At 63.9% G+C, this 11,697-nt stretch carries 10 protein-coding genes; all 10 read right to left on the bottom strand.

Annotation, left to right across the window (positions count from 1 at the left end; all coding sequences use genetic code 11):
- Positions 1-5 precede the first annotated feature (5 nt).
- The 10 genes from P5703_RS13305 to P5703_RS13260 all read right to left on the bottom strand — a co-directional run bounded on the left by P5703_RS13305 (position 6) and on the right by P5703_RS13260 (position 11,623).
- Positions 6-287, bottom strand: a complete 282-nt coding sequence (locus P5703_RS13305) for a peptidylprolyl isomerase (protein ID WP_011912760.1) — start codon at positions 285-287, stop codon at positions 6-8.
- A gap of 99 nt (positions 288-386) precedes the next feature.
- Entirely contained in the window at positions 387-1,358 is a 972-nt protein-coding gene (locus tag P5703_RS13300; RefSeq protein WP_279642456.1) for a PstS family phosphate ABC transporter substrate-binding protein, read from the bottom strand.
- Positions 1,359-1,379: 21 nt separating this feature from the next.
- Positions 1,380-1,607 carry a hypothetical protein gene (locus tag P5703_RS13295; protein ID WP_014596333.1) on the bottom strand — a complete coding sequence of 76 codons (228 nt, stop codon included), beginning with the start codon at positions 1,605-1,607 and terminating at the stop codon, positions 1,380-1,382.
- Between the two features lie 21 nt (positions 1,608-1,628).
- Positions 1,629-2,789, bottom strand: a complete 1,161-nt coding sequence (locus tag P5703_RS13290; RefSeq protein ID WP_045633328.1) for a Na/Pi symporter — start codon at positions 2,787-2,789, stop codon at positions 1,629-1,631.
- 188 nt (positions 2,790-2,977) lie between these two features.
- On the bottom strand, positions 2,978-4,513 hold the full coding sequence (glpD, locus tag P5703_RS13285; protein ID WP_234493193.1) for a glycerol-3-phosphate dehydrogenase: 1,536 nt from the start codon (positions 4,511-4,513) through the stop codon (positions 2,978-2,980).
- 429 nt (positions 4,514-4,942) lie between these two features.
- On the bottom strand, positions 4,943-5,701 hold the full coding sequence (locus tag P5703_RS13280; protein ID WP_017245763.1) for a DeoR family transcriptional regulator: 759 nt from the start codon (positions 5,699-5,701) through the stop codon (positions 4,943-4,945).
- Positions 5,702-5,833: 132 nt separating this feature from the next.
- Entirely contained in the window at positions 5,834-7,342 is a 1,509-nt protein-coding gene (gene glpK / locus P5703_RS13275) for a glycerol kinase GlpK (RefSeq protein WP_011912765.1), read from the bottom strand.
- A 12-nt stretch (positions 7,343-7,354) separates the two neighbouring features.
- Positions 7,355-8,236 (bottom strand): MIP/aquaporin family protein, encoded by an 882-nt coding sequence (locus P5703_RS13270; protein ID WP_285587367.1) that lies wholly within the window; start codon positions 8,234-8,236, stop codon positions 7,355-7,357.
- Positions 8,237-8,420: 184 nt separating this feature from the next.
- Entirely contained in the window at positions 8,421-9,185 is a 765-nt protein-coding gene (locus P5703_RS13265; RefSeq protein WP_011912767.1) for a YoaK family protein, read from the bottom strand.
- A 77-nt stretch (positions 9,186-9,262) separates the two neighbouring features.
- Positions 9,263-11,623 carry an SUV3 family DEAD/DEAH box RNA helicase gene (locus tag P5703_RS13260; protein ID WP_011912768.1) on the bottom strand — a complete coding sequence of 787 codons (2,361 nt, stop codon included), beginning with the start codon at positions 11,621-11,623 and terminating at the stop codon, positions 9,263-9,265.
- Between the last annotated feature and the right edge of the window lie 74 nt (positions 11,624-11,697).

Below are 11,697 nucleotides of genomic sequence, written 5' to 3'. Positions count from 1 at the left end.
GTGGATCAGTCCTGGCGGCTGGTCACTTCCAGCAGGTGATAGCCGAACTGCGTCTTCACCGGGCCCTGCACGACATTCAGCGGCGCGCTGAACACCACGGTGTCGAATTCCTTGACCATCTGACCCGGACCGAACGAACCCAGATCGCCGCCCTGGCGGCTGGACGGGCACGTGGAGTTTTCCTTGGCGACCTGGGCGAAGTCGGCGCCGCCTTCGATGGCAGCTTTCAGCTCGTTGCACTTTGCTTCAGTGGAAACCAGGATGTGGCGGGCAGTGGCTCGGGCAATGGTGTGTACTCCTGTGGAAAAGCTGCGAGCCTACCGCAATTGCCCTGCGAGTCAAACGTCGCGGGTGATCGTACCCGCAGTGCACCGGCTCAAGGGTTCTCACCGAGTGCCCGCTGGATCCGTCGCCGGCGCTGCGTTGAACGACTCGAGACTTTGCAGACTCTGCGCGTAGCGCTCGGCGCGCAGCGGCATGAAACCGGTGAAGTGGATCCAGGTCGGCAGGCCTTGCAGGTAATGCATCACGAATGCTCGGGTGGTCGGCTTTTCCTGCAGGCTCCGCTCGCTCAGATAGATGAAAAGCGGGCGGGTCAACGGCTGGTAGTGCGCCTCGCTGACGGTTTTGAGCGTCGGGTAGACCGGGCCCTTGCCACTGTCGATGGCAAGCAGCTTCAGCTCGTCCCAGTGCCGGTGATAGGCGCCGATTCCGAAGAATCCGAGCGCATCCGGCTCGGCAGCGATGCCGGCGGCCAACTCCTCTTCGTTCTCGCTGGCGGTATAGTCCTGGCGGCTGCGATGCGCCTCGCCGACGATCTGCCTGGTGAAGACGTCGTAGGTGCCGGAGTCCTGACCTCGGCCGAACAGTTTCACCGGTCGGTCGGGCCAGCCGGCACGGATGTGACTCCAGTGCCTGACCTTGTCTTCGGCTGCGGGCGTCCAGAGTTTCTTCAGCTCTTCGACGGTGATGTCGCTCGCCCAATCATTGCTCGGGTGTACGACGACCGTGATCGCGTCCATGGCCAGGGGCACTTCGCGATAGCCGATGCCGTTCTGCGCGCAGAGTGCCTGCTCGCTGCTGTTCATCCTGCGCGAGGCGTCGTTGATGTCCGTCTTCCCTGCACAGAAGCGGCGAAAACCAGCGCTGGTCCCGGAAAACGCCACTTCGATCGGATGCCCAGGCTGCGCACGCTGGAAACGGCGTATCGCTTCGCGGGTGAGTGGGTAAACGGTGCTGGAGCCATCGATGAGCAGCCCTTCGGCGGTGGATTCGGCAGCGCTCACGGCTGGTGTGGATGCCAGCTGCAGGCCAAGCGAAAGACTAATCAGCAGTAGCGGGCCGGTTTTGACGTGCATGCTGTCGCTCCTTGGCCTGGCTCAGGGCTTGGCCTTCAGCCAATCGTGCTTTAGTGAATTCCAGAACACCTGCAGGCTGTGGAAGCGGGTGTCTACCGCATTGATGTAGTCATCCAGCCGATCGATTTCCCGATGCTGGGCCTGTTGTTCCTGGGCATCGATCTGCTTGAGCTGCGCTTCGAGCTCATTGAGCGATTCGCGCAGTTCGCGGATGCGATTCTCGGTCTGGCTACGACGTTCGCTTTGCATAGGTGCGGGCTCCCGACCAGGTCAGAGTTGGCTGCCGCCGATCAACAGCAGAGGCAGGCCGAAGAACACACCGCCGATGTAGGCCCCGACGTACAGCTTGCTGCGTTGCGCCAGATCGGCGAGATGCGTGGCGATGGCAGGCGGAACGCCGCGCAGGAACGGCAGTACGTAGATCAGGACGATTCCGAACAGGTTGAACAGCAGATGTACCAGTGCGATCTGCATCGCCAGTTCGGCGGTGGGCCCGGAGATGGCGGTGGCCGCCAGCAGCGCGGTCACGCAGGTTCCGATGTTGGTGCCGAGGGTGAACGGATAGACCTGTTTGAGCGAAAAGACACCGGTTCCTGCCAGTGGCACGATCAGCGCGGTGGTGGTCGATGAGGATTGCACCAGGATCGTGATGAGCGTTCCCGAGGCGATCCCCGAAACCGGGCCACGCCCGACGCTGGTGTGCATGATCTCTTTGGCGCGGCCGACCATGACCCTGCGCAGCACCTTGCCGATGGCCTGGACCACGAACAGGATCAGGCCGATCCCGATGACGATCAGCGCGACACCCGACCAGACCTGGCTTGGCAGCCAGGCCACGCTGGCGTTGAGCAGGTCGCTGGCAGGGGTGAGGAGAGTCTTCATGAAGTTCACGCTCTTCATGTCGACGCTTGTGCTGTCGCTGACCAGAAGGCCGGCCAGAACTTCGGACATCTGCGCCAGCGGATGGAACAGCAGTTCGAGCGGCAGGAGGATCGCCACCGCCGTGATATTGAATGCGTCATGCACGGTTGCGGCCGCGAAGGCCCGGTGAAATTCGACGCCGTTGCGCACATGGCCGAGGCTGACGATGGTGCTGGTGAGGGACGTGCCGATGTTGGCGCCCATGATCAACGGGATCGCGATCGGAATGGGCAGCCCGCCAGCAACCATCCCGACAATGATGGACGTTACGGTGCTGGAGCTCTGGATCAGTGCGGTCGCTGCAACGCCGATCATCAGGCCGACAAAGGGGTTGGTGGCGAACGCGAAGAGTTCCTTGGCGTTGTCGCCGACCGCCGCTTTGAAGCCATCTCCGATAGCGCCGACGGCTGCCAGCAGCAGATAGATCAGTGTGATGACCAACAGCCACGACAGCCATTGGCGCGTAGCGGGTGTGGAGTGGTCGGCTAGGGCGCCGGTATTCGTCGTCATCTGGCAACTCCCGCGAGCAGGTCGGTCGCTCGACGGTGTGCCATGGGTGTGAACGCTTGATGACCGAAGCGGCCTGTACGGTGAACGGTGCCCTTGGGATTGAACCGTTTCCTGCTCGATCGAGCGTATGCGACCGGTCAGTACCGGATCAGCACGAGCCTGCGTAAGGCAGGCCCGTGTTCTTGCGCTCAGGCCGCGTCGCTGCTGTGGGTGGACTCAGCAACCGGTCGCTCCGCCAGATAGCGTGCCAGGCGGGATTTTTCCGGCTCGCTGTAGGCCAGGCCGAGTTTGGTGCGTCGCCAGAGAATGTCGTCCGGCTGCATTGCCCACTCATCCCGGCAAAGGTACTCGACCTCCTGCGCATAGAGCTGTTGGCCAAGGTCTTCACCCAGGGCATCGAGGGAACGGGCGTCGCCGAGCATCCGCCAGACGCGATTGCCGTACAGCGTGGCCCATCGTTTGGCCAGGGGCAGTTCCAGCCCTTGCACATGGGCGACCAGTGCCTCGGCCAGTGCTTCGGGCGTGCCCATGTCTTCGCCGCCGGGCAGCGCGGCATCGGCCGTCCAGCTGTCGCCCATGCCGGGGAAAAATGGCTTGAGCTGAGCCATCGCCGATTCGGCGAGCTTGCGGTAGGTGGTCAGTTTGCCGCCGAACACCGAGAGCAGCGGCGCCTGCTTTTCCTCAGCAACCAGCGATAGGGTGTAGTCACGGGTGACGGCAGACGGGTTGTCAGATTCGTCATCGCACAAGGGGCGAACGCCTGCGAAGGTATGCACGATGTCCCTGGGTTCCAGCTGCTTGCGAAAGTGCGTATTGGCCACACCCAGCACGTAGGCGATCTCTTGCTCGGTGATGCTCACCTGGGCCGGATCGCCGTGATACTCGCGGTCGGTGGTGCCGATCATGGTGTAGCGGTCCAGATAGGGGATCGCGAAGACGATGCGGCGATCCTCGTTCTGCATGATGTACGCCTGCTCGCCCTCGTACAGCCGCGGCACGATGATATGGCTGCCCTGGATCAGGCGGATACCGTACGGCGATCGCTGTTGCAGGTTTTCGCCGATGAACTGTGCGACCCAGGGGCCGGCCGCGTTCACCAGGGCCTTGGCCTTTAGCGAGAAGCGGCTGCCGTCCTCGCGCTGCAGCTCCACGTGCCAGATGCCCCCAGCACGTTTGGCGCTCAGGCACAGCGTGCGGGTATGGATATGCGCCCCTTTTTCCCGCGCCGCCATGGCGTTGAGCACCACCAGGCGTGCGTCGTCGACCCAGCAGTCGGAGTATTCGAAACCGCGGGTGATCGCCGGCTTGAGCGGGCTCTGGCTGCCGAAGCGCAACCCCTGCGACGCCGGCAATTTCTTGCGCATGCCCAGATGGTCATAGAGGAACAGACCGGCGCGGATCATCCACGCCGGGCGCAGATGAGGGCGGTGCGGCAGCACGAAGCGCATCGGTTTGACGATATGCGGCGCCTTGGCCAGCAACACTTCACGCTCGGCCAGTGCCTCGCGAACCAGTCGGAATTCGTAGTGTTCCAGATAACGCAGCCCGCCATGAATGAGCTTGCTGCTCGCCGATGACGTATGACTGGCCAGGTCGTCGCGTTCGCAAAGGAACACCGACAGCCCACGGCCGGCGGCATCGGCCGCGATGCCGACACCATTGATACCGCCGCCGATCACGGCGATGTCATAAAGCTCGGAGACGGGCTGGGCAATATGGGGCACGGGTTCCTCCTCGAATACGAATACGATGTTCGTTTTTGAACATCCTATTCGTGAATGAACATTATTGAAAGTGCAAAATGTTCGAAATCGATAAAAGGAAGGGCGAGTTCTTGCTTCGCGGGCATGGTTGTTCCGTCTGGCTCGTGGTCGCGGTCGCTTCCAGAGGCTTGGCATCGCTCGAGGGAACGACTTGTCCGCGAACAGGTGCGGCAGAGCAGGGGGTGATGCAGAGGGCTTCCACGCTTAGGGCGTGGGCGCCGGCTGCTGACATTGGCAGGTCGCGCGCGCCCAGGCGCAGCATGCGGACAATAGGCGGGGCGGGTGAATCGTTGCCGGCCGCCGTTAGCGGCCTGGACGATGGCGACCGCGGCTCCTGGATTCTCCGTTCGTGGGAGCGGACCGGGCCGCGAAGAAGGGCTGACGCCGAACCTAGTCGGCGATCTCCAGATGCACCTTGTACTGTGCCAGCAGTTCGGCGAACACGTCGTCCGGCTGGGTATCGGTGAACAGGCAGTCGATCTGCTCCAGGGAGCCGAGCCGGGTCATGGCGCTGCGGCCGAACTTGCTGGAGTCCGCCGCGAGGAAGACCTTGCGTGCGTTATGGATGATCGCCTGGGAGACGCGGACTTCCTGGTAGTCGAAGTCGAGCAGGGTGCCGTCCTCGTCGATGCCGCTGATGCCGATCAAGGCGAAGTCGACCTTGAACTGGCTGATGAAGTCTGCGGTCGCCTGGCCCACCACGCCGCCGTCGCTGCGCACGTTGCCGCCTGCGATCAGCACATCGAAGTCTTCCTTGGTGCTGAGGATGCTCGCCACATGCAGGTCATTGGTGATGATCTTCAGATCGCGATGGTTGAGCAGGGCGCGTGCAATGGCTTCGGTGGTGGTGCCGATATTGATGAACAGCGAAGCCTGGTCGGGGATGCGTGCGGCCATGGCGGCGGCGATGCGCTGTTTTTCGTCACGCATCTGATGCGCGCGCTGGCTGTATGCAGTGTTCTGCACGCTGGAGTCGTAGGCCGCGCCGCCGTGGTAGCGCCGCAGCAGGCCGGCGTCGCCCAGCTGATTGATGTCGCGGCGGATGGTCTGCGGGGTGACGGCGAAGTGCCGGGCCAGTTCGTCGATGCTCACATAGCCGCGTTCGCGCACGAGTTCGAGAATGTTCTGCTGTCGGGGCGCCAGGCTCATGGGGCTTCCTTGTTCGCGGTGGTGGCGGAAGCATGCCCCAGTCTGACGTTCGATTAAAGCGCGCTTTGTTCGAATTCGCGCAATACCGCGCCTGCCTGCGACCCGGTCGCGGGCAGGCGCGGGGTGGGCCTCTCAGTCCTCGGCCCAGTTGCGGGTGCGCTCGACCGCCTTCTGCCAGCCGCGATAGAGCGCTTCGCGCTGTTCGCTTCCGCACGCCGGTTCGAACACGCGCTCGATGCTGCTCTTGCTGCGCAATTCGTCGAGGTCACTCCAGAAACCGGTCGCCAGCCCGGCCAGGTAGGCCGCACCAAGGGCGGTGGTTTCCTTCATCTGTGGGCGCTCGACCTGGGTGCCGAGCAGGTCGGCCTGGAACTGCATGAGGAAGTTGTTGGCCACGGCGCCGCCATCCACACGCAGGGCGCGCAGGCGCTCGCCGGCATCCTGCTGCATGGCGTCGAGCACGTCGCGGGTCTGGTAGGCGATAGATTCCAGCGCAGCACGGATCAGGTGATCGACCTTGACCCCGCGGGTCAGGCCGAACAGTGCGCCGCGGGCACGCGGGTCCCAGTAGGGCGCGCCAAGGCCGGTGAACGCCGGCACGAGGTAGATGCCGTTGCTGTCCGGCACCTTGGTGGCGAAGTACTCCGAATCCAGCGATTCGTTGAGCACCTTCAGTTCGTCACGCAGCCACTGCACGGTGGAGCCGCCATTGAAGATGGCGCCTTCCAGCGCGTAATTCACTTCGCCCCGCGGCCCGCAGGCGATGGTCGTCAGCAGACCATGTTCGGACTGCACTGCCTTGGTCCCGGTATTCATCAGCAGGAAGCAGCCGGTGCCGTAGGTGTTCTTGGCCTGCCCGGGTTCGACGCACATCTGGCCGAACAGCGCGGCCTGCTGATCGCCGGCAATGCCCGCGATGGGAATGCCGGTGCTCTGGCCGGAACCGATATAGGCGTGGCCGTAAACTTCCGAGGATGAGCGCACCTCCGGCAGCATCTCGCGGGGAATGTCCAGCGCTTCGAGCATCACCGGGTCCCAGTCCAGCTTGTGGATATCGAACAGCAGCGTGCGCGACGCGTTGGTGTAGTCGGTGACGTGGGCCTTGCCCTGGGTCATCTTCCAGATCAGCCAGCAGTCGACGGTGCCGAACAGCAGCTCGCCACGGCGAGCGCGTTCGCGGCTGCCTTCGACGTGATCGAGAATCCACTTGATCTTGGTGCCGGAGAAGTAGGGGTCGATCACCAGTCCGGTGGTCTTGCGGATGTGGTCTTCCATGCCGTCGCGCTTGAGCTGGTCGCAGATCGGCGTGCTCTGGCGGCTCTGCCAGACGATGGCGTTGTAGATCGGACGTCCGGTTATCTTGTCCCAGACGATGGCGGTCTCGCGCTGGTTGGTGATGCCGATGGCCGCCACCTGCTCGTTGGTGATGCCGGCCTGGGCCAGGGCTTCGACGAACACGCCGCTCTGGGTCGCCCAGATTTCCATCGGGTCATGCTCGACCCAGCTCGGTTGTGGGTAGATCTGCGCGAACTCGCGCTGGGCGATGGTCACCACGTTGGCGTTGCGGTCCAGCACGATGGCGCGGGAACTGGTGGTGCCCTGGTCGAGGGCGACGATGAATTGCTTGTTCTGGTTGCTCATGGCGACGTTTCCTTAGCGAACTTTGCTGACATCGGGCTGCGCGGAGCCCATTTCGGCAGTGGCCTTTTCCTTGGGTTTGGGTGCATCACAGGCGGCCGAGCCAACCCCTGGCAGGTGCCGGCAGATGAGTGCCTTGTAACCTGCAGCGCCGAGGCAGGCACCGAGAATCGGGGCGAAGATCGGAACCAGGAAATACGGGATGTCTCGCCCACCGGTGAAGGCCACGTCACCCCAACCGGCCAGGAAGGTCAACAGCTTAGGCCCGAAATCCCGCGCCGGATTCATCGCAAAGCCGGTCAGCGGTCCCATCGCACCACCGATCACGGCGATCAGCAGGCCGATCAGCAAAGGGGCGAGCGGGCCGCTGGGCAGGCCATTGCCGTCATCGGTGATGGCCATGATCATCGCCAGCAGAATGGCCGTAATCACCACTTCCACAAGGAACGCCTGACCGAACGACAACGAGGCGTGCGGATAGGTGGAGAAGATCGACGCGAGCTCGAGACTCTCGACGCTTCCGCGAACCATCTGCTGGGCCTGTTCGAAATCGAAAAACAGGCTGCTGTACAACCCGTAGACCAATGCCGCGGAACAGAAGGCGCCGGCCACCTGCGCCAGGATGTAGGCCGGCACCCGGTGCCGCTCGAAGGTGCCGAACAGCCATAGTGCGATGGTGACGGCCGGGTTCAGATGGGCACCGGAAACGCCAGCGGCAAGGTACACCGCCATCGAAACGCCGATACCCCAGATGATGCTGATTTCCCACAGCCCCAGGTCGGCGCCGCCGAGCTTGAGCGCTGCGACGCAGCCGGTACCGAAGAAGATGAGAAGGGCAGTGCCGAGAAATTCGGCGATGCATTGTCCCTTGAGGGTCGGGACGATGGGCGTACTCATGCGCGGAGCCTCGTTCGTTTGTTTTTGTTTTATTCCGAGCACTGCGTTGGTTCGGAATTGTTCGGAAACGAAAACTTAGAGGCAAAGAAAGCCGCTGTCAAAGTAAAAAATCGAACATTTTTCAGGCTGGTCACGGAACAAACGGGTGCTGCTGTGGTCAGCGCCGATTCGCTGGGGCGGTGATTCAGCGCCGCCGACGCCAGAGGCGCCAGCCTAGCCTCAAGTCGTCGGCCATCGGCACCAGCGCCAGAGTCAGCAGCAGAGCGGCCAGCGGTACGGTGGACAGAAAGCCGAAGTGCTTGAAGCCCAGTGCGCCGCTGAGACCGCCGATAAAGAAGCAGCTGACCAGCAACGCATTGATGCGCAGACGTTCGCGATTGGCCCGCACCGGCGGCAGTTCACCATCGCGATTGCGGTTGAAATAGATCAACCGCCCCAGTTCGATGCCGATGTCGGTCACCATTCCGGTGATGTGCGTGGTGCGCACCTCGGCGTTGGAAAGCTTGGTGATGATCGCGTTCTGCAGGCCCATGATGAAGCACAGCAGCACCACCGTCAGCGGCACGAAGAAGCCCGGAACCGACATCAGCTGCGCGCCGAGGATACCGAACAGCAGCAACAGCCCGGCTTCCAGCGCCAGCGGCAGGGCGTACTGGCTGTGCAGTCGGCGCCGTCGCGAAAAGTTGATCATCAGCGTCGAGCACATGGCGCCAAGGACGAACGAGAGCAGTGCGCCGAAGCCAGCCAGCGCCAGATCGGTGGCGCCGAGGGCGAGGTTGTCGGCCATCGCCGAGACGATGCCGGTCATGTGCGAGGTGTATTGCTGCACGGCCAGAAAGCCTCCGGCGTTCGCCGCGCCGGCGACGAAGGCCAGGCAGAGTCCGAGCTGGCGGTTGCTGCGGGTGGAGCGTCGGCGATCGGTCAGGCGACGGGCATAGTTGATCGGCATGCGGGGCTCGCGCTTGGCGGCAAAGCGGCGATTATAGCGACGCGCGCGGGCCTATCTCGCGTGTCGGCAAGCGAAACTCAGCGCCGCCGGCCTGCCTTGCGCCCGCCACCGCGCTTCGCCGCCCGTGGCTTGCGCTGGCGCGACAGCTCGCGGGTGATGGCATCGTTGAGCAGCTTGCGGGCCTCCTCGCCATCGTCGTGTTCGGGAAAATGCTCGGGGAGGCTGCGGGCCAGGTGCAGGTAGGTTTCCACCACGTGCAGCGTGCTTTCCAGACTGGCCAGGTCGGCGCCGAGCAGCAGGCGCGGCATGGGGATGGCGTGGCCTTCGGCGACGCGCTTGATCCAGCGCTGTGCATGCTGGCAGGCCGGACTGTCGAAACCGCCGCGGATCGGCGTGCAGGCGAACGTCCAGCGCAACCAGAGTGGGATTTTCGGATCGTCGATCAGCTCGATCCACTCGGCCAGTTCGTCCGGCAGCACCGAGACGAACGCTTCGCCGTAATTGATGTTGCGGTTGAAGGTCAGCCAGGACCGCAGCAGGCTCGGCTCGCCCATCAGCTCGGAGATGGCGGAAAGGTGATCGATGGATGGGCGCACCTGGAACTGGCTGAGGTCCACCGGCGCGTCCGGACTGTTGAACAGGCGGCGGATGGACTTGAGCGTCTGCGGGTCCAGCGCGGTGATTTCGCCGCTGTCGTGGTGGCCGAAACGGCCCGCGCGGCCACCGATCTGCTTGACCTCCTGCACCTTGAGCTGGCGATTCTGGATGCCGTCGAATTTCTCGTCGGTGTAGAAGCACAGTGTGTGCGCCGGCAGGTTGAGGCCCATGCCCACCGCGTCGGTGGCGACCATGATGTCCGCCTCGCCTTCGCGGAAGCGGCGGGCCTGCTCGCGGCGCACCTCCGGCGAAAGCGCGCCGTAGACCACCGATACGCTCTTGCCGGCGCTTTCGAGCATGCCCTTGAGTTCCAGCACCAGCTTGCGGCTGAACGCCACCAGCAGCGAGCCGGGCTCCAGGCGCTCCAGCGTGGTGGCGTGCTTGGCCACCTCCACTGGCGACAGGCGCTTGGTGCGCTGCACTTGCAGCTGGTCCTCGCAGAGTTCGCAGAGCGTGCGCAGCGACGGCTCGATCAGCGCCGGGCCGGTCATCATCAGCTTCGGCGTATGCGCGCTGACCAGCGCATCGACCCAGGCCCAGCCGCGTTGCGGGTCGGCCATCATCTGCACCTCGTCGACCACCACCACGTCCCAGTGCTGGTGCCGGAAGCGGGCAAACTCCTCCACGGTGCAGCAGAAGTGCGTGGCGCCTTCGCGAATGATTTCCTCCTCGCCGGTGACCAGCGAACAGGGCACGCCCATCGATTCGATGCGCTCCTGATTCTCCAGTGCCATCAGACGTAGCGGCGAGAGGTAGATGGCGTGCTCGGCGGCGGCCATCGCCTCGATGGAGCGGTGCGTCTTGCCGCTGTTGGTCGGGCCGAGCAGGGCGATCCAGCGTCGCGTCAGCCGGCGCGCCGGATAGAGCTTGTGGTAATGGACGAAGCGCGGGTTGTTTTCCAGCAGCACGGCGAAGGCCATGCGTTCCTCGTGCTCGCGGCGCGCGGCGCGAATTGCCTTGCGCATGCGTCCGGGTTCGAGCGCGATGAGTTCGGTGAGACGCTTGTGGCCGAGCTGCTGCAGGTCGAAGCCGTCGGCGAGTTCGAGCATGCGTTCGAAGCTGGCCTGCAGATCGGCCCGGTCCTGGCGTTGCCAGGTCTCGACTTCGGCAGCGCTGAGCAGGTGGTCCTGGTCGGCGGGAATGCGCCGCTGCAGTTCCAGCTCGAGCGGGCCATGGTGCAGCGTCACCAGATAGCGCAGGTCGTGGCGGATCTCGTTGACCGTGGCGACCGCGTGCTGCAGGAACTCGTCGAGTCGCGACAGCTCCGGCCGGATCCGCGCGAGGCAGCGCTGGCGGTCCTCTTCGTCCATCTCGGCGAAGGGCCGCTCGAGCAACTGCAGACGACCGCGTACGTACTGCTGGACGGCCGCCTGGAGATTGCCTGGGAAGTCGTCGCGCTGTGGGCTGTCGGCCAGGCGCAGTGCCCATTCCGGTTCCAGCAGGTGGGCGGGCGAACCCAGGGTGAACGTCTTCTGGCTGCCGTACACATCGATGCTGCAGGGGATCTCGCCGAGGTCGCGGCTGACGATCCGCTCGAGCAGTTCATCCGTAGCGGGCTCGGCCATCAGCTGGTCCACTGCCGGGCCGTGCAGCCCCAGCCAGAACGCTTTTGCCGCCCGGCCGAGCCCCGGCATCGGGTAGCCGATATAGGGCGCGAACCACTTTTCCTGGTGGTGCTTCTTCGCGACGAAATCCGGATAACGCGCCGTTGCCCACTCGATGAACCGCGCCAGGCGCTCGAGCCTGATGGATTTGAACTGCTTGCCTCCGGCCTTTGCCATGATCGACGCCTTTGCTGATCAGTGTTCTGTTACGACTCGTGCTACTACTAAGGAGTCGCCATACGCGTTATCAA

The sequence above is a fragment of the Stutzerimonas sp. FeSN7 genome (genome assembly GCF_030263795.1).
Lineage (GTDB): Bacteria > Pseudomonadota > Gammaproteobacteria > Pseudomonadales > Pseudomonadaceae > Stutzerimonas > Stutzerimonas stutzeri.
Note: the sequence above shows the minus strand (reverse complement) of the source record. Positions and strands in the feature narration are given on the sequence as shown.